This window comes from uncultured Alcanivorax sp., assembly GCF_947258575.1.
Taxonomy (GTDB): Bacteria; Pseudomonadota; Gammaproteobacteria; order Pseudomonadales; family Alcanivoracaceae; genus Alcanivorax.
The window spans coordinates 15286-32522 of record NZ_CAMYIV010000012.1; the positions used below are offsets into that span (position 1 = coordinate 15286).

The following is a 17237-nucleotide window of genomic DNA, read 5'->3' on the forward strand; positions in this document are numbered from 1 at the left end:
CACTGCCATGTCGATGGCTGTAAGAGACGGTTTTATCTGGTTGGATGGCGAACTGGTTCCCTGGCAGGACGCCAAGGTTCACGTGCTGACGCACACTCTGCATTATGGCATGGGCGTATTCGAAGGCGTGCGCGCCTATGAGACGGCAAAGGGGCCGGCGATTTTTCGTCTGCAGGATCACACCGACCGCTTTTTTAACAGTGCGCATATCCTCAACATGAAACTGCCCTTTAGCAAAGAGCAGATCAACGAGGCGCACCTGTCGTCTATTCGGGAAAACAATTTACCTCACGCTTACCTGCGCCCGATGGCCTTTTATGGCAGCGAAGGGATGGGCCTGCGCGCCCACAATCTGAAAGTGCATGTCATGGTGGCAGCCTGGGAATGGCCGTCCTACATGTCTCCGGAAGCCCTGGAGCTGGGCATCAAGGTGCGCACCTCCAGCTACACCCGTCACCACGTGAACATCACCATGTGCAAGGCGAAGGCCAACGGCAATTACATGAATTCCATGTTGGCCCTCAATGAAGCCCTGTCCGGCGGTGCCGATGAGGCGCTGCTGCTGGACAACGAAGGCTATGTGGCAGAAGGCTCCGGCGAAAACGTATTCCTGGTTCGTGACGGCGTGCTTTACACCCCGGAACTGACGTCCTGTCTGGACGGCATTACCCGTAAAACCATCATTCAGCTGGCTGAAGAACGCGGTTATCCGGTGCGCGAAAAACGCATTACCCGCGATGAGCTGTATATCGCCGACGAAGCTTTCTTCACCGGCACAGCCGCTGAAGTGATGCCGATCCGCGAACTGGATGGCCGCATCATCGGTGAAGGCAAGCGCGGCCCAATCACCGAGCAATTGCAGGCGGTGTATTTCGACCTGGTGCGCGGCAAACTGGATGACAACTACGGAGACTGGCTCACTTACGTGAGCTGAGCAGGCGTATGCCGGCAATCTTGTCCGACTCGCCCTCCGCCATCCTTGTCGTCGGCCCATCCTGGGTCGGCGACATGGTCATGGCCCAGACCCTGTTTTCCGAACTGCGTCGCCAATACCCCGATTGTGCCATCGACGTGCTGGCGCCTGCCTGGTGTCGGCCGTTGCTGTCGCGCATGCCGGAAGTGCGCGAAGCGCTCTCGCTGCCTTTTGACCACGGCGATCTGAAGCTGGGTGAGCGGCATGCGCTGGGCAAATCCCTGCGTGGTCAGTATCAGCACAGTTATGTGCTACCCAATTCCCTCAAATCCGCATTGGTGCCCTGGTCGGCGAAGATCCCGCGGCGCATTGGCTGGCGTGGGGAAATGCGTTACGGCCTGCTTAACGACGTGCGCAAGCTGGACAAGGAAGGCCATCCGTTGATGGTGCAGCGTTTTGTAGCGCTGGCACTGCCACCGGAGGCGCCGGCACCGAAACTGGATACCATTACTGCGCCGCATCTGGAAGTCAGTGAAGACTCGCTTCAAGACGCTATCGCGATACATGGCCTTGATACGCAACGGCCGGTGCTGGGCCTGTGTCCCGGTGCCGAATTCGGCCCGTCCAAACGCTGGCCGGAGCATCATTATGCGGCGGTAGCACAGCACTGGATCGAGCACGGTGGCCAGGTATGGATCTTCGGCTCCGGCAAGGATCAGCCCGTGGCCGATACCATTGTTGAAATGCTGGAAAACAGTGCGGATGAGCATGCCGTGGTACTGGCGGGGAATACGTCCCTGGAGCAGGCAGTGGACCTGCTGTCGGCTACCACCGCGGTGGTCAGCAACGATTCCGGGCTGATGCATATCGCCGCCGCGCTCAAGCGTCCGTTGGTAGCGGTGTACGGCTCCACCTCGCCGGGTTTTACCCCGCCGTTGGGCGATAGAGTGGCTGTGGTGCGGCTGGGGCTGGAATGCAGCCCCTGTTTCGAACGGGAATGCCCGCTGGGGCATTTGAACTGTCTGCGCCAGCTGCCCCCCTCGCAGGTGATCGACGCCCTGCAGCAGCTGGAAAGCGCGGATGCCTGACGTTGACGGCGAGCGGGTTCTGATATGCGTGTCCTGCTGATCAAAACCTCCTCCATGGGGGATGTGATCCACACCCTGCCGGCGCTGACCGATGCGCTGTCGGCCATTCCCGGACTGCAGGTGGACTGGGTGGTGGAAGAGGCTTTTGCCGACCTGGCCCGTCGCCACCCGGCGGTCCATCAGGTTTTTCCTTGTGCCTTGCGCCGCTGGCGTAAGCATCCTCTCAAGGCCCGCCGTTCCGGTGAATGGGCCGAATTCAAGTCCGCGGTTCAGGCAACGTCTTATGATGCGGTGATCGATGCCCAGGGTCTGATCAAGAGCGCCTTCGTGACCCGTTTGGCACGCGGAAAAAAATTCGGGCTGGACAAGCAGTCCGCCCGGGAAGGCTTGTCTGCCAGAGCTCTTGATTATCCTCTGCCGGTGGCGAAGGGGCAGCATGCCATCGACCGGGTGCGTCAATTGTTTGCGCTGGCGCTGTCCTACGACCTGCCCGATGGTGCCCCGGATTACGGCCTGCCGCGCAGCCATGTGCCCACACCGTTGAGCCGCCCGGCACAACTGGTGTTTTGCCATGGCACCACCTGGCCGACCAAACATTATCCGGAAGCCTTCTGGCGTCAGCTGCTCGAGCTAGCCACCAGTGAGGGCCATACGGTTTTTTTGCCCTGGGGTAACGATGCAGAACAATCCCGTGCCCAGCGCCTGAGCGAAGGGCTGGATGGCGCCCGGGTTTTACCGAAAATGGGGCTGGATGCGCTCACCGACAAACTGCTCAGTTGGGATGCGTTCATTGCCGTTGATACCGGCCTGGCTCACCTGGCCGCTGCCGCCGGCTTGCCTGGCGTAGCGCTCTATGGTCCTACCGATCCGGTATTGACCGGGGTGCGTGGCATTCAAGCGCACTCCCTGGCTGCAGATTTTCCCTGCGCACCCTGCGTGCAGGAAAAATGCACCTATCGCGGAGAACTGGGCAAGGGTGTGGAGCCGCCCTGTTTCAGCAGCCTGAAACCGAAACAGGTGTGGCGGGAACTGCGGAGACGTACCGCATGAAGCTGGCCATGGCGCTCTATCACTACTTCCCCTATGGCGGTCTGCAGCGGGATTTCGCCCGTATCGCCCGCGAAGCGGTGAGGCGTGGCCATGAGGTGGTAGCCCTGGTCAGTGACTGGCAGGGGGACACCATTGATGGGGTTACGGTTCAGCGCGTTGCTGTTTCCGGCGGCAGCAATCATGGCCGCATGCGTTCCTTTGCCAAGGGGGTGCTGGCCGCCCGGGAGACGGGAGAATTCGACCGGGTGGTAGGGTTCAATCGCCTGGCCGGACTGGATGTGTACTTCGCCGCCGACAGCTGTTTTGCCGAGCACGTAAACAGCAAGCCGAAGCCGGTTCGCTGGCTGCCCCGTTATGCTACCTACCTGAAACTGGAGCAGGCGGTGACGGCGGCCAATGGCCCCCTGATCCTGTTCCTCAACGACGACCAGCGTGACCAGTACCTAGGCCATTATCCGCTGGCGGAAAACCGTTATGCTTTGCTGCCGCCGGGGATCGAGAGGGACCGTCAACGGCCTGATGACCACAAAGCCTTGCGGCAACAAACCCGTGCCAGCCTGGGTATCGATGAGCAGGATACCCTGCTGCTGTTTCTTGGCTCTGGCTTCAAGGTCAAGGGGCTGGACCGGGCGTTGAAGGCCTTCGCCACTCTGCCAGAAACCGTGAAGTTGATGATCGTGGGCAACGATCAGGCGGAGCCTTATCTGTCCGGTCTGCCCGAAGCCCTGCGCCGTCGCATTCTGGTGCTGGGTCCGCGGGATGATGTCACGGCCCTGATGCAGGCCGCAGACCTGCTGCTGCACCCGGCCTATCGGGAGTCCGCCGGCATGGTGCTGCTGGAGGCTACGGTGGCAGGATTGCCGGTGCTGACCACGGACACCTGTGGCTATGCCCGCTATGTCCGCGAGGCCGGCTCCGGGGAAGTCATTGCGTCCCCGTTCAGTCAACAGGCGCTGGCCGATACCCTGCAGAAAATGGTCAGCCAGTTGCCTGGGCCCTGGCAGGAAAATGGGGTGGAGTATGGCCGTAACCCGGCCCTCTATTGTCTGGCCCAGACGGTGGTGGATCATGTGGAGGGCTGGACGCCGTGAAACTTTTTCTGCGCGATGACATCGTCGCCCTGTGGGGCGACCGCGACCCTTTCGATCAGGCCGCCGAACAGGATGGGGAAATTTTCCGGGCCCGGGAGGGGCGTCGCACCCTGCGCTTTACCGGCAACGGGCGCAGCTATTTTCTCAAGTACCACGGTGGCATCGGTTGGAAGGAAATTTTCAAGAATCTAACCCAGGGCAAGTTACCGGTGCTGGGTGCCATGGACGAGGTGACTGCCATCGATGCAGTGCGTGGCGCCGGCCTGGATACCATGACAATTGCCGCCTATGGCTCGCGGGGCAGTAACCCGGCGTCGGTGGAATCCTTCATCATTACCGATGATCTGGTGGGGACCCTGAGCCTGGAAGATCTGGGTGAGCGTTGGGTAAAAGACCCACAGGCCATGCCGGCGATTTTCAAACGGGCACTGATCGAGCGGGTGGCCACTATTGCCCGCACCATGCACGGTGCGGGCATCAACCACCGGGATTTCTATCTCGCCCATTTTCTGATGCGCGACAGTGATGCGGCGTCGAACAACGCGGATGGCCCCTTGTATCTGATCGACCTGCATCGCTCCCAGGTGCGTGGCCAGGTGCCTCGTCGCTGGCGTATCAAGGACCTCGGTGGCCTGTATTTTTCCACCGCCCGGTTCGGCATGACCCGTCGCGATCTGTTGCGGTTTATTCGTACCTATAGCGGCATGCCGCTGCGGCAGGCGCTGGCAGAGGGACGCACCTGGTCAGGAGCCCGCCGCGAGGCGGAAAAAATCTATCGCCGTTATTTTGAAGTGGAGCCCGAGCTGCCGCTGCAGTTCAACGAACACCCGGGAAAGGATATCTGATCTGATGGCGGAGTCGTCACAGGACATCACCCAGGCCTTGCTGGCCAGCCGCGAAACCGTTCTGCCGGTGACGCTGAGCGTGGACGGGCAGGTGCTGGAGATGCAGGCTCTACTGCGCTTCATGCCTGAACGTAGGGCTGTCTATTCCGGTCTTCTGGATGGGCAGCCGGTGATTATCAAACTGTTTTCTTCGCATCCTCGTTCCCGTCGTGAAGTGCAGGTCGAACAGCAGCGACTGGCGGCGCTGGCAGAGAAACAGGTGCCGGCTCCCCGGGTATTACTGCGCGACTATCCCGGGGAGGCGGCCTTGTTGGTGCTGGAGCATTTGGGTGAGGTGTCCGCCAAGGTTCGCATGCAGAAAATGTCTGCTGAAAACATTCCCGGGCTGGTGCAGGAACTGGTGGCGCTGACCAGCAAAATGCATCGCCAGGGCGTGATACAGAATGATATTCATCTGGACAATTTTATTTTTTCTGACGGGAATTGGCATGTAATTGATGCGGGTGATGTGGGCGTGGTCGATGCTCCCGTGGAAAAGAGCAAGGCTCTTGCCAATCTGGCTCTGCTGCTCGCCCAGTTTCCGCCCTTGTCTTTGCCTTCGGCGCAGCAGGTCGTCAGCGCTTATGGAGAGTCTTTTTCGTCTCAGCAATTAGCGCAATCCCTGAAAAAAACGCGGCAGATACGTTTACGGAAACTAGTCAAAAAGTCCCTGCGAAACTGTACCGAATTTGTTGAGCTCAATGGTAATGGCTACATCGGTATGGGACGACGTGACGACAGGCCACTGATTGATGTCTTGCTCCATCGTGGGCTGGATGTCTTGCTTGAAGACAGTGAAAGACTCAAGGATGGCAACAGCGCCACTGTCGGACGACTTCAGGTTCAGGGCGAAAGCCTGGTGATCAAGCGCTATAACGTGAAAAGTACCTGGAAGAAACTGGCCCGCCAGTTCAAGAGTCGGGCGAAAAATTCCTGGCTCAATGCGGCCTATCTGGGACTTGTTCAGGTTCCCACTCCTGAGACAGTTTGCTATTTATCCAACAAGCAGTCAGGGCTGACGGACCGTGAATATCTGGTATGCAGGAATGTGGATGGTCGTATGCTGCCGGAAATCTGCGAAGAAGGCGGCGCCTTGCGCGATCAGGCGCTGAGCCAGATGGCTGATTTTTTCGCGGTAATGCGGTTGATGGCGTTCAGCCATGGCGACAGCAAATATACCAATTTTCTGTTTCAGGATGGCCAGCTCCAAGTCCTGGATCTGGATGGCATGAGCCGGGAGCCCGGCAGGGGGCTGGAGCAGGACCTGGCAGATCAGCGCGAGCGCCTTTTTGAAAGTTGGCGTCCCCGTGAAGCCTTGGCTCCGCAAGCCAGGCAGGAATTCAATGCGTTTTACGAGGCGCGCATCAAATCGATTGAGAGCTGGCTATGAAAACCCTGGTTGTGTCCACCGATGGCAAGCTGATGGTCACGCGCCCTCTGTGGGAAGCGGCGAAGCAGCACTTTGATTTCGATCATGTGGAAGTGACCCGGGAACATGGCCTGGAAGCCTATTTCAATGGTGCGGATTTCAGCGGCTATGATCGCGTAATCGCCGATACTAACCTGCGCCGTCTGGGTAAGCGTTATCAGTGTCTCAAACGGGCGCCGGGTCTGGTGATATTCGATCACGATGTATGCCAGAACAATGTCCCCACCAGCGAGTGGTATCGCCGTTACCCGGCGGTGCTTCGTGACCTGGAAAAGGCAAGGATCATCGTGTCCGGTGCCAGCCTGGCGGGACAGCTGCGCGAGGAAGGCATCGACGCCTGTTTTCTTCCCAAGGGCTATGACGGCACAACCATTACTGACCTGGGGTTGGACCGTACCATCGAATCTGCGTTTGTTGGCCGGGTGAAGAACAAGGTCTACAAGCGCCGTAAGCGCTTTTTGTTGAGGCAGGAAAAGCTGGGCAAGGTGCAGCTTCTGCGAGCAGACCCGGGCGAGCCCTATAATCGGTTGCTCAATGAGATCCGGGTGTTTGTCAGCGCAGACATCGGCTTCAATGAATATATGATCAAGAATTTCGAAGCCATGGCGGCGGGCTGTGTATTGCTGGCCTGGCGGCAACCGGTCCTGGAGCAGCAGGAGTTGGGTTTCTTGGAAAACGAGAATGTGGTTCTGTACGACAGTGAAGCGGAATTACATGAAAGGTTGCAATGGCTTCAGGATAACCCTGAAAAGGCCGGGGCTATTGCCCGAGCCGGACAGGAGATCGTGAGCGAACAGCATACCTGGGCCTGCCGTGCTGCCACCTTCCCCGGTTTGCTGGACGCGGAGATCATGAGTGCTCCGGCAGTGAGTTGGAAGGACAGGATACGATTGCTGGGAGCCGGTAAATGAGCGCGACACATCTGCATGTAGTGGGGTGTCCACGCAGTGGCACTACCTTGATGGCGGAAATGCTGGTGGCCTGCTATCCCCATGAAGGTCACTCTGAACATGAAGAAACCATCTTCAAGGTGCCGCCGCAGAAAAGCGGGCTGCGGCTTTCCAAAAAGCCCAATGATGCCCTGTGGATGGCGCCGCTGCTTGATCGTGATCCGAATCTTTATGTGATTGCCATGATGCGTGATCCCCGCTCGGTGATCTGCAGTATGCACAAGGCCTGGCCAGGCATGTATTTCTGCAACTATCCGGTATGGAAGCGGGCAGAAAAAGCCATCACCGATATTCAGGCGCACCCCCGGGTTATGGTGCTGAGGTACGAGGATCTGGTCAGTGACCCCACAGGGGTTCAGCAGCGTATGGAAGATATCTTTCCTTTTTTACGTAGAAGCCATGATTTCGATCGCTTTCATGAAGTGGCCAAGGCTGGACAAGATGCTCAAAACGCCCTCGGTGGGCTCCGCCAGGTGGACCTGTCGCGCATTGCTGGCTGGCGAGAGCATCTGCCACGCCTGAAACAGCAGCTGCTGCGATACCCGCAGCTGGCGCAGGATCTGATCACCCATGGTTACGAGAGCAGTAATGACTGGCAGGCGCAGCTGGACGGGGTGGCAGCAGAAAACTTTCCTTGTCGTTATTCCGACTCTTCCGAGTTCTGGAAGCATCTTGAGCAGAAGCTGCGTTTTGTCGGCAAGCGCCGCCGCTATTTCCGTGACAGGGGGCTTTAACCATGCAAACTCTTCGTGAGTTTTTTTTCCTGGGACTGGCGAACCATTTGCCGCGGCTGCGTTTCAGTGACAAGTGGCGCTGGTTGTTTCTCAAGGCTGCCGGCTTTGATATGCAGGGTCGCTCCACGGTCTATGGGCCTGTGGTGCTGCGCCCGATTGGCGGTGCCGCTAAGGTGCATATCGGCAAGGGGTGTTTTATCAATACGGAAGTGCGGTTTGCCTGTCCAAAGGCGCCGATCACTCTGGGCGAGCGATGCCGTATCGGCCCCAGGGTCTGCTTTGAAGGGGCGCAGCACAGTCTTTATCTCAATGAGAAAGGGCGGCGTGGAACTACTGGGGCGCCTATTGTTGTTGGTGATGATGTCTGGGTAGGCGCTGGCGCTATTGTGACCGCAGGGGTTGAAATTGGCGAAGGTGCAGTTGTGGCAGCGGGTGCAGTAGTGACGCAATTTGTTGCGCCTTATACCTTGGTGGGCGGAGTGCCGGCGAAGGTTATCCGGGATCTTTCTGTGCCGTTGTCAGGTTAGAGACTTTTGCGTGGTGGTCGGTATCGCTGACCCAGCTCCCGGAAAAAAAGCTCTATTCGCCGTAGCCAGCGACTGTTGTCTTTTTTCTTGTGTTGCCGCTGTTTCCGTTTTTGCCGCCCTTCTTCAAGGGTGGATTGGTGCGCATGCACACATAGGCTTGCGGCCTTGGGTGTGACTGCATACATGTCCAGATCTTTGCGTACCCAGCCACCACAGACAAAATCATCAGCTGGCAGGTAGAAATGTTCACTGAGCGTGAGCAATTTTTTCGCGCCCTCTGGGCTTACCATATAGGCGGCAAGACAGTAGGTACGTCGATTGGCGAATTTAACCAGTCGGTGGTCTTCTGTCAGCCTCCGCTGTAGCCACACCGAAGGCAGGCACTTGGAGTAGTAGAGCATAGATAGCTCCCAGTCAGCCGTTCGGTTGGCCAAAGCCCGACAGACCGAGATGGATTCACTGTTCAGCAGCGCATCGCCTTCCAGAATCAGGGTGGGTTTGTCCGTTGCTGCTGCTACCCGCCAGGCATTGCGGTGGCTCAGGAAGCAGCCAATTTCCGCAGGGCTAAGGTCTCGTCCCAGCATATTCAGGGATTTGTCATGGTCATAACCCACGTCGGGCCAGTTTTCCGGTGCCACGGGGGGGGACGTTTCAGCCAAAGAATACGTTATGCCCAATTCGGCCATCATTTTCGCGAGATGCTCGCGGCGTTCCACTTCGGTGGGGAGAGCGATCGCGAGTACATGAAAGCTGTCTTGACCCATTATGACGTCGCTCTCAATCGTGTTGTTGTCAGAATCAGTATTAGTAGTGGAAGCCATGTATATAGCCAGAAACTGTTGGGTGGCCTTAGTGGATAAACACCTTCAAAAAATTGTGTAACTAATCCAAAAAACAGGACAAGAAGCCAAATGTTATCCGTGGTCAATTTCCGTTGCCGTGCTCTGGTGATGGCTAGAGCTATTAAGCTGCAGAAAATTACCAGTGCTAGCAGCCCTCCGCGCAGGATCAAGGAAAAGAAAAGGCTGTGAGGCTCGAGCTTTCGGCCTAACGCTTCGGTCTTGATAGTAATGCTGTCGGTCAGGCCTGCGCCCCACAACAAGTTGAAGTGCGGACTGTTATCCAGAAAAGCCTGCCAAAGCGTGGGTCTGCGGCTGAGCAGGCTGTCGGCATCCAGATAGCCCGTAATCATCAAGGCAATCATGATGACGCTGCCGGCCAGGCAGACCAGTAAGAAACCAGCAGCGGCCCTAGTGAAACCAAGGCCCCATAGTAGCGCAAAGGGTATTGTCACAGCGAGCCCGAGCATGGCTGCGCGGCTATAGGCCAGATAGACGGCTGCCAGCAGCGGAAGAATCAACAGCCACCAGTAGTGATTGTGATCATCTTGGTACCGATACAGTGCCAGTAATAGAGTTATAGCAAAGGCCAGGCCTGTTTCGTTGGGGTTGTCGCCAAGGTTTCCCATGCCTATATTCCCGCCATGGCGGGGGCCCGTCTGCAAAAAACTGATAAAAAACAATACCAATGCCAGCATTCCGCACCATAACAATAGGTCCGGTAGTCTTTTCAGGTATGCGGGGTAATAAATCGCCAGATGGCGTATGGCAACCGCCAGGGACAGAACAAACAGGATTCCCTTCAGGTTCTTTCTCAGGGTGTTCAGCAAGCTGCCGGACTCTGCCCATAGTGACGGAAGATAGAAGGCGATCAGAGCTGCTAACAGCCAGAGCAGCAGTTTTCCGTCTGCGAGATAATGTTCCCGGAACGCCCAAAAGCTGAAATACAAGGCCGGCAGAATTAGACCGATATACAGGGTCAGATATTGGAACTTGCTGGATGGGGCGATATAGAATCCGGCCAGATACAGCACAAGACCGAGCACGATCCAGTGAGAAAAGAAACGAAATAGCGGAGACGTATCGGTCATCAATAAAGCTTGGCTTGGCCAGGGGGCTGATGTTTGAACCGCTTGTGTACCCACAAATACTGTTCCGGGTGCTTGCGGACATAATGCTCAATGGTCTGGTTGATGCGGGCGGTATCGGCTTCTTCATCGCCGCTGGGGAAACCGTCGAGTGGCGCGCCGAATTCGATCTCGTATCGACCTCCGGGCAAGCGGTAATGCGCACACGGGATCACGGCGGCCTTGCCCATCTTGGCGATGCGGCTGGTGGCGGTGATGGTGGCGGCGGGAATGCCGAAGAACGGCACGAACACCGCGTGGGCGGTGCCGTAGTCCTGGTCCGGCGCATACCAGACAATTTCGCCGCTGCGCAGCAGGCGCAGCATTTGCCGTATATCGGTACGGTCTACGGTGCTGCGAACGTAGTGACGGCGCCCCCGGTCGATAAGCCGGTCGATAACCGGGTTGTCATTGGGGCGGTAGACCGCATGGATATCCACCAGGGTGGCCAGCATTCTCGAGCATGTATCCAGGGTGTTGAAATGCATGCCGAGCAGCAATACGCCCTGGCCCCTGGCCCGGCAAGCCTCGATATGCTCCATGCCGGTCACGGTAAGATTTTTATTCAGGTCGATGCGGTGATTATTGTAACTGCCGGCCATTTCCAGGATCGCCTCGCCGGTGCTGATCACGCAGCGGTGGGCCAGCGCGTCCTGTTCTTCAGGAGTCAGCTCCGGGAAGCAAAGTCGCATGTTGGTCTGGGCAATATGGCGCCGTTTTTTTGCCAGGTGCCACGCCAGGCGCCCCACGCCTCTGCCTGTGGCCTGTAAAAGACGCCAGGGCAGCTGACCAATCAGCCAGAACAGGCCCACGCCGATCCAGGTAGGGTACAGCCTGGGATCAGACAATCGGGTGGGGCGGTTATTACGTTTTCCCATGCAAGTCTCGAGACGAGTTCAGCGGCTGTTAGGGCGGATAGAGGGGCGCTCACTCAGCCGGGCGAGCAGCAGGGCCAGTGGCAACCAGACGCTGAGCCAGCTGGCATGAAACGGCACCAGCAGATAGGCGCCGGCAGCGAATGCCATGAACAATCCGGGAAGAACCGCGATGGAGTAGGCCGCGTCTTCATGCCAGTTGATCTGGCGCTGTAATAAAGCAGTGAAGGGGCTGATCCAGCTGGCCAGGAACAGTACCAGGCCGACCAGACCCACGCTGTGGATCAGTAATACGAACAGGTTGCGTGGATGCGCCAGGCTGAGCAGGCGGTTGTTGTCCTGGGCAAGAACGCTGTTGAGGGTCTCCTGATTGAGGCCATTGCCAATCAGCGGATGCAGGAAATAGTTGCTCAGGGTGAAGTCACTGCGGCCTTCCAGCATCAGATAGACCCCGGCCAGCAGGGGGATCACCGCTAACCAGGAGCGCCGCCGCCGACTGGCCAGCCAGCTCAGCCCCAGCATTACCGTCATCAGGCCCAGTGGCAGTGATGTCAGGCAGAGAAAGGCAAAACCCACAGCAGCACCGACCAGGCGCCGCCCGCCCTTGCCACTAACCCCTTCTTCCATGCCCTGGGCGAGCAGGATAAAGGTGGGAGCTACCATGGCCATCAGGGCAACGCTGGGATCCAGGGACGGCAGGTGGAAGATCAGATTGGCCGGCTCGCTGAACAGGGGGCTGCTAAGCGGTTGGGTGGTGTAGTAACTGATCATCACCATGGTGGCAACGATCATGCAGCACAGGGCGCCATTGGCCAGGGCCTGCTTGAAGGTGTTGCGAAAATACAGGTGTAGCCAACGGAAGATGCCAACCATGACGATGATCTGCACCATGCCGCGAACAGCTCGCGATGTGTTGGGCTCTTCTGCCCAGATGAAACTCAAGGCTGCCCAGCCGATAAACAGATAGAGGGGCACCAGCAACGGCGATGTCATCAGGCGGTAGTCACCGCTCACCACGGCCCGGGTCAGCAAGGTCAGTGCCGGCAGAAAGAACAGCACGTCCAGCACGTTGAGAAAGCCAATGCGGGAATTGAACAGGAAAGTACCGCTGAACATCACTGCAAAAGACAGGGTCAGCCACCAGCGTAGCCAGCGACCTTGCATGATGTTGGGGGGTAATGGCGGCATATGGTCCTGTGGCTCCCTGGATTCTCTCGGTTGGCGGACATGATACCCGTCTGGCCGGTGGATGCGTAGCGGCGGCAAAGTGTACTGCCCAGAGTCTGCGGCATCTACTGTCTATACGGCTTGCCAGGTTTTGTCTGTGTCCCTGGCGTTTTGGTGTTTCCCCGAACACTTTCAGCAGGTTAGCTAAGTATCAGGCTATGCTACACTGCCACGAAATCCGGCTCTGTTGTGTTTTGGAGAACCTATGCACATTCCCGCTTTTGGCAAGGCCCGCGTTCTGGTGGCAGGTGATGTCATGCTCGACCGTTATTGGCATGGCCCCACCGGGCGAATCTCGCCGGAAGCGCCAGTGCCGGTGGTGCGGGTGACCGAGCTGGAGGATCGTCCTGGTGGCGCGGCTAACGTGGCCCTGAATATGGCCGCTCTTGGCGCCCGGGCCGAGCTGGTAGGCATTACCGGCGATGATGAGGCAGCCTCCATCCTTGAGGAGCGCCTCGGTGCCGCAGAAGTGGGCTGTCATTTTCAGAAAGTTAATGGCCTCCCCACCATCACCAAGCTGCGCGTCATCAGTCGTCAGCAACAGTTGCTGCGGCTGGATTTCGAGGAAGCGTTCCACGACCAGGACCCGGCGCCCTTCGCCAGCAAGGTAAAGGAGCAGCTGGCCCACTGCGGGGCGCTGGTGTTGTCCGATTATGCCAAGGGGGCGTTGCGTGATTGCCCCGGTCTGATTGCCCTGGCCAGGGACGCCGGCGTGCCGGTACTGGTGGATCCTAAAGGTACGGATTTCAGTCATTACCGTGGTGCCACCTTGCTGACGCCCAATCTCAGTGAATTCGAAGCGGTGGCCGGCCCTGTCAAAGATGAGCAGGACCTGATTGCCAAGGGCCAGCAACTGATCCGTGATCTTGACCTGCAGGCCTTGTTGGTGACCCGCAGCGAAAAAGGTATGACCCTGCTGCGCGATGGCCAGCCGGAGCTGCACTTGCCTGCCCGTGCCCGGGAAGTATTCGATGTGACCGGCGCCGGCGATACGGTGATCTCGGTGTTGGCGGTGGCGCTGGCTGCCGGTGCCGACATGGCGGATGCGGTAGCGTTGGCGAATATCGCCGCTGGTATCGTGGTCGGCAAGCTGGGCACCGCGGTGGTATCCGCCCCGGAGTTACGTCGGGCGGTGCATCAGGAAGGTGGCCTGGGCCGGGGGGTGATGACGGAAGATCAGTTGCTGATTGCCATCGAAGATGCCCGCGCCCAGGGTGAGCGGATCGTCTTTACCAATGGCTGTTTCGACATTATTCATGCCGGTCACGTGGGCTACCTGGATTCCGCCCGACGCCAGGGTGATCGCCTGGTGCTGGCAGTGAATGGCGACGAATCCATTCGCCGGCTGAAGGGGCCTGGCCGCCCCATCAATCCCCTGGAGCGCCGTATGGCGGTGCTTGCTGCCCTTGAGGTGGTGGACTGGGTGGTACCTTTCGACACCGATACCCCCGAACCGCTGCTGGAAGCCATCAAGCCGGATGTGCTGGTGAAAGGCGGCGACTACAGTGTGGATCAGGTAGTCGGCCACGAGTTTGTGCAAGGCTATGGCGGTGAAGTGAAGGTGCTCGATTTTATCGACGATATCTCTACGACGAAGATTGTGGAGCGCATCAAGAAAGACAGGTGATTTAGTTAACAGTGAATAGTTAACAGTTAACAGCGACGCGGACCAGGATTGTCTGATTTTAAATGCCAGAAGTCGCGCTTATGGTTTGGGCGCGGCTTCATCGTTGAAAGCAAAGACAGACTCGCTTCGCGAGCTATTAACTGTCCACTGTTAACTATTCACTGCTTTTACGGTGTTTGGCCGGCGTCATCCCCGTCCATCGTTCAAACGCCCGCACAAAGGCCGCCGACTCGCTATAACCCAACAGCTCGCCGATCTGGGCCACGCTTTTCTCTGAATCGGCCAGGTACCGTTTCGCTTTCTCTTCGCGCACCTGATCCATGATGCTCTGAAAGGGCTTTTGCTCGCTGCTTAACTGTCGCCGGAAGCTGCGTTCCGGGATGCCGAAGGCCCGGGCCACCTGCTCGGCGGTGGGGTAGCTGCGCACGAACAGCTGCAGATAGCTGGCCACCCGGGTGGCCAGGTTATCGGTGGGCATCTCCCGGCGGGCCAGCATGGCATCGCACTGGTCGCGGTACATGTCCTGGGCCATCTTGTTGTAGCCTGGCATTCGCACGGCCAGATCCTGATTGCGGATCAACGCCCGGCAGTGGGGCTGGTCATAGCGTATCGGGCAGCCGAAATAGTCTTCGAACCGTCGCACCTGTTCCTCCGGCGGTCGCGAATAGGGCATCCAGACTTCCGCGGGTTTCAGGTCCAGGTTGAGCTGGGTCTGGATATCATTGACCAGCTTGAAGGTGCCTACCATATCCCGGTCGATCAGGGTGCGGCGCAGCTCCGGTGGCAGGGAGATGGGGTACAGGTCCAGAGCGGTGCTGTGTTCTCCGGGGGTCAGGGCGATTTCGCCGTAGAGATAGGTCAGAGCCTGATATTTCACGCCGAACTGGAAGCCCTGAAACGCAGTCTCGCTGGTCATCAGCAGCATGGTGAGCTGGCCATAGCCGGCAAAGCCGAAGCGGCTGCCCATTTCGAAGCCCAGCATGGGGTCATCCACCTGGGGTAGCAGCTCGGAAAAAATCAGCAGTTCCCGGTCCCGGCCGATCTCGCTGCTGGGGTCCAGGCTGGCCTTGTCCAGGCCGTGGCGGGCCAGTGCCGGCGCGCAATCCAGTCCTTTCTCCTTTTCCAGGAGTTCCACGGTATAGATCAGTGCCAGGATCGAACGAGCGGACATGGGGAGACGCCTTGGCCGGAATTATCAATTTTCAGCTCAGGCTAACACGTATTCACGGATGCCAGCCATGGTTAGAGTAACGGCAATGACGAATGACAGCGGTGCTGTCCATGGAGGATAACGATGACAAGTCAGGCCCGGATCAATCTGCAAACCCGTCGCGTAAAGGTGGCCATTGTTGGTGGTGGCTTCGGCGGTCTGTGTATGGCCATCAAGCTGCGAGAAGCTGGCATCGATGATTTTGTGCTGCTGGAGAAGGGCGGCGATGTGGGCGGTACCTGGAATCACAACAGCTACCCGGGCGCAGCCTGTGATGTGCAGTCGCACATGTACTCGTTTTCCTTTGAGGGCAATCCGGACTGGAGTCACCGCTACAGCGGCCAGCAGGAGATCCACAGCTACATCAATGAGGTTACCGAAAAGCATGGCATCCGCCAGTTCACCCGCTTCAATGCGGAAGTGACCGGTGCCCATTTTGATGACCAGGTCGCTCTGTGGACCCTGGATCTGGCAGATGGCTCCCAGGTGATCTGCCAGCACTGGGTGCTGGCCAGTGGCCCCCTGCATGTGCCTTCTTTCCCTAACTTCAAGGGCATGGAAAACTTCAAGGGCAAGATCATCCACTCTGCCCAGTGGGACCATGATTACGACATGGCGGGCAAGAAGGTGGTGTCCATCGGCACCGGCGCCAGCGCCATTCAGTATGTGCCCCACGTGGCAAAGGAAGCCGAACAGCTCACCGTGGTCCAGCGCACCCCGCCGTGGATTATTCCCCGTGACGAGCGCGCCTATTCCGGGCTGAGCAAGTGGGCGTTCCGACGCTTCCCGGCCCTGCGTAAACTGCATCGCCTGCGTTTGTATCTGAGCAACGAGGCCCGTGTGGTGCCGATCTTCAATCCGCGCCTGGCCAAGCTGGCGGAGCCGGCACTGAAGGCCTTTATCCGTTATCAGGTTAAGGACAAGGACACCGCGCGCAAGCTGATCCCCAGCTACACCCTGGGCTGCAAGCGCATCCTGATTTCCAACAACTATTACCCCACCTTCAACCGGGACAATGTGTCACTGGTTACCGAAGGGGTGAAGGAAATCCGCGAGAACAGCATCGTTTTCAGCGATGGCACCGAGCAGCAGGCGGACTGCCTGGTGCTGGGTACCGGTTTTATCGTCGATCCGCGCATCTATATGAAGGATTTCGAGATCACCGGCCTGCCGGGCCGTCGTTTGCAGGATGACTGGAAGGACGCCGCTGAGGCTTACCTGGGCACCACCGTCAGTGGTTACCCGAACATGTTCCAGCTGGTGGGGCCGAATACCGGCCTGGGGCATAACTCCATCATCTTCATGATCGAGAGCCAGGTGCGCTACATCATGGATGCCATCGGTAAACTGGATGAGCGTGGTGATGCCTGGCTGGATGTGAAGCAGGATGTGCAGGATCGCTACAACGACAAGTTGCAGGAAGAGCTGAAAGGCACCGTGTGGCAGAACGGCGGCTGCATGAGTTGGTACCAACAGGCCGATGGCCGCAATACCGCCCTGTGGCCCCACGCCACCTTCCAGTTCATGGCCCGCACCTGGCGCGTTAACATGAAGGATTACGATTGGCAGCCGGCGGTGGTGCCGGCTACGGCGAAGGCGTCATTGGCCGGGTAGGCTGACCTGACCGCAGGCGCGTCGCTGGCGGCGATAGTCACACGGTTATGCC

15 protein-coding genes and 1 pseudogene are annotated in these 17237 nt (G+C 58.3%); 11 read left to right on the forward strand and 5 right to left on the reverse strand.

Features of this window, described 5'->3' with window-relative positions; translation table 11 throughout:
* Positions 1 to 7 precede the first annotated feature (7 nt).
* The 9 genes and pseudogenes from Q0Y02_RS13525 to Q0Y02_RS13565 all read left to right on the forward strand — a co-directional run.
* Positions 8 to 934, forward strand: a complete 927-nt coding sequence (locus Q0Y02_RS13525) for a branched-chain amino acid transaminase (protein ID WP_272962728.1) — start codon at positions 8 to 10, stop codon at positions 932 to 934.
* Positions 935 to 942: 8 nt separating this feature from the next.
* Positions 943 to 2001, forward strand: coding sequence for a lipopolysaccharide heptosyltransferase II (gene waaF / locus Q0Y02_RS13530; protein WP_297769495.1), 1059 nt, complete (start codon positions 943 to 945; stop codon positions 1999 to 2001).
* Positions 2002 to 2025: 24 nt separating this feature from the next.
* Positions 2026 to 3051, forward strand: coding sequence for a lipopolysaccharide heptosyltransferase I (gene waaC / locus Q0Y02_RS13535; RefSeq protein ID WP_297769498.1), 1026 nt, complete (start codon positions 2026 to 2028; stop codon positions 3049 to 3051).
* Positions 3048 to 4142 (forward strand): glycosyltransferase family 4 protein, encoded by a 1095-nt coding sequence (locus tag Q0Y02_RS13540; protein WP_297769500.1) that lies wholly within the window; start codon positions 3048 to 3050, stop codon positions 4140 to 4142. Before waaC ends, Q0Y02_RS13540 begins: the two co-directional genes overlap by 4 nt.
* Complete coding sequence (gene rfaP, locus Q0Y02_RS13545) at positions 4139 to 4987, forward strand: lipopolysaccharide core heptose(I) kinase RfaP (RefSeq protein ID WP_297769502.1); 849 nt, start codon at positions 4139 to 4141, stop codon at positions 4985 to 4987. Before Q0Y02_RS13540 ends, rfaP begins: the two co-directional genes overlap by 4 nt.
* A gap of 4 nt (positions 4988 to 4991) precedes the next feature.
* A complete protein-coding gene (locus tag Q0Y02_RS13550; RefSeq protein ID WP_297769505.1) occupies positions 4992 to 6416 on the forward strand; it encodes a lipopolysaccharide kinase InaA family protein in 1425 nt (474 codons plus the stop codon).
* The gene (locus Q0Y02_RS13555; RefSeq protein ID WP_297769509.1) at positions 6413 to 7366 is read left to right on the forward strand and encodes a glycosyltransferase; all 954 of its coding nucleotides are present in this window, start codon (positions 6413 to 6415) and stop codon (positions 7364 to 7366) included. The genes Q0Y02_RS13550 and Q0Y02_RS13555 overlap by 4 nt, the downstream gene beginning before the upstream one ends.
* The gene (locus Q0Y02_RS13560) at positions 7363 to 8139 is read left to right on the forward strand and encodes a sulfotransferase (protein ID WP_297769512.1); all 777 of its coding nucleotides are present in this window, start codon (positions 7363 to 7365) and stop codon (positions 8137 to 8139) included. Before Q0Y02_RS13555 ends, Q0Y02_RS13560 begins: the two co-directional genes overlap by 4 nt.
* 341 nt (positions 8140 to 8480) lie before the next feature.
* Positions 8481 to 8666: pseudogene (locus tag Q0Y02_RS13565) on the forward strand (DapH/DapD/GlmU-related protein); the annotation flags it as partial.
* Here Q0Y02_RS13565 and Q0Y02_RS13570 read toward each other — a convergent pair.
* Genes Q0Y02_RS13570 through Q0Y02_RS13585 form a run of 4 tightly spaced genes read right to left on the reverse strand, consistent with a single transcriptional unit; the run spans position 8663 to position 12695 of the window.
* Entirely contained in the window at positions 8663 to 9430 is a 768-nt protein-coding gene (locus tag Q0Y02_RS13570; RefSeq protein WP_297769514.1) for a glycosyltransferase family 25 protein, read from the reverse strand. The pseudogene Q0Y02_RS13565 and the gene Q0Y02_RS13570 sit on opposite strands and share 4 nt — an antisense overlap.
* Entirely contained in the window at positions 9430 to 10596 is a 1167-nt protein-coding gene (locus tag Q0Y02_RS13575) for an O-antigen ligase family protein (protein ID WP_297769517.1), read from the reverse strand. The genes Q0Y02_RS13570 and Q0Y02_RS13575 overlap by 1 nt, the downstream gene beginning before the upstream one ends.
* The gene (lpxL, locus tag Q0Y02_RS13580; protein WP_297769521.1) at positions 10596 to 11510 is read right to left on the reverse strand and encodes an LpxL/LpxP family Kdo(2)-lipid IV(A) lauroyl/palmitoleoyl acyltransferase; all 915 of its coding nucleotides are present in this window, start codon (positions 11508 to 11510) and stop codon (positions 10596 to 10598) included. Before lpxL ends, Q0Y02_RS13575 begins: the two co-directional genes overlap by 1 nt.
* A gap of 18 nt (positions 11511 to 11528) precedes the next feature.
* Entirely contained in the window at positions 11529 to 12695 is a 1167-nt protein-coding gene (locus Q0Y02_RS13585) for a hypothetical protein (protein ID WP_297769524.1), read from the reverse strand.
* 244 nt (positions 12696 to 12939) lie between these two features.
* Here Q0Y02_RS13585 and hldE point away from each other — a divergent pair, with 244 nt between their 5' ends.
* Complete coding sequence (gene hldE / locus Q0Y02_RS13590) at positions 12940 to 14361, forward strand: bifunctional D-glycero-beta-D-manno-heptose-7-phosphate kinase/D-glycero-beta-D-manno-heptose 1-phosphate adenylyltransferase HldE (protein ID WP_297769527.1); 1422 nt, start codon at positions 12940 to 12942, stop codon at positions 14359 to 14361.
* Positions 14362 to 14515: 154 nt separating this feature from the next.
* Here hldE and Q0Y02_RS13595 read toward each other — a convergent pair whose 3' ends face one another.
* Positions 14516 to 15532 carry an AraC family transcriptional regulator gene (locus Q0Y02_RS13595; protein WP_297769530.1) on the reverse strand — a complete coding sequence of 339 codons (1017 nt, stop codon included), beginning with the start codon at positions 15530 to 15532 and terminating at the stop codon, positions 14516 to 14518.
* A gap of 123 nt (positions 15533 to 15655) precedes the next feature.
* On the opposite strand from Q0Y02_RS13595, the gene Q0Y02_RS13600 reads away from it, so the two are divergent.
* The gene (locus Q0Y02_RS13600) at positions 15656 to 17185 is read left to right on the forward strand and encodes an NAD(P)/FAD-dependent oxidoreductase (protein WP_297769532.1); all 1530 of its coding nucleotides are present in this window, start codon (positions 15656 to 15658) and stop codon (positions 17183 to 17185) included.
* Positions 17186 to 17237: the final 52 nt, after the last annotated feature.

Bases quoted from the DNA above. Each gene is read 5' to 3' on its own strand.
- Q0Y02_RS13555 (WP_297769509.1), top strand. From the start codon at position 6,413: ATGAAAACCCTGGTTGTGTCCACCGATGGCAAGCTGATGGTCACGCGC.
- lpxL (WP_297769521.1), bottom strand. From the start codon at position 11,510: ATGGGAAAACGTAATAACCGCCCCACCCGATTGTCTGATCCCAGGCTG.
- Q0Y02_RS13585 (WP_297769524.1), bottom strand. From the start codon at position 12,695: ATGCCGCCATTACCCCCCAACATCATGCAAGGTCGCTGGCTACGCTGG.
- Q0Y02_RS13595 (WP_297769530.1), bottom strand. From the start codon at position 15,532: ATGTCCGCTCGTTCGATCCTGGCACTGATCTATACCGTGGAACTCCTG.
- hldE (WP_297769527.1), top strand. From the start codon at position 12,940: ATGCACATTCCCGCTTTTGGCAAGGCCCGCGTTCTGGTGGCAGGTGAT.
- Q0Y02_RS13600 (WP_297769532.1), top strand. From the start codon at position 15,656: ATGACAAGTCAGGCCCGGATCAATCTGCAAACCCGTCGCGTAAAGGTG.
- waaF (WP_297769495.1), top strand. From the start codon at position 943: ATGCCGGCAATCTTGTCCGACTCGCCCTCCGCCATCCTTGTCGTCGGC.
- waaC (WP_297769498.1), top strand. From the start codon at position 2,026: ATGCGTGTCCTGCTGATCAAAACCTCCTCCATGGGGGATGTGATCCAC.
- Q0Y02_RS13575 (WP_297769517.1), bottom strand. From the start codon at position 10,596: ATGACCGATACGTCTCCGCTATTTCGTTTCTTTTCTCACTGGATCGTG.
- Q0Y02_RS13550 (WP_297769505.1), top strand. From the start codon at position 4,992: ATGGCGGAGTCGTCACAGGACATCACCCAGGCCTTGCTGGCCAGCCGC.
- Q0Y02_RS13570 (WP_297769514.1), bottom strand. From the start codon at position 9,430: ATGGGTCAAGACAGCTTTCATGTACTCGCGATCGCTCTCCCCACCGAA.
- Q0Y02_RS13540 (WP_297769500.1), top strand. From the start codon at position 3,048: ATGAAGCTGGCCATGGCGCTCTATCACTACTTCCCCTATGGCGGTCTG.
- Q0Y02_RS13560 (WP_297769512.1), top strand. From the start codon at position 7,363: ATGAGCGCGACACATCTGCATGTAGTGGGGTGTCCACGCAGTGGCACT.
- Q0Y02_RS13525 (WP_272962728.1), top strand. From the start codon at position 8: ATGTCGATGGCTGTAAGAGACGGTTTTATCTGGTTGGATGGCGAACTG.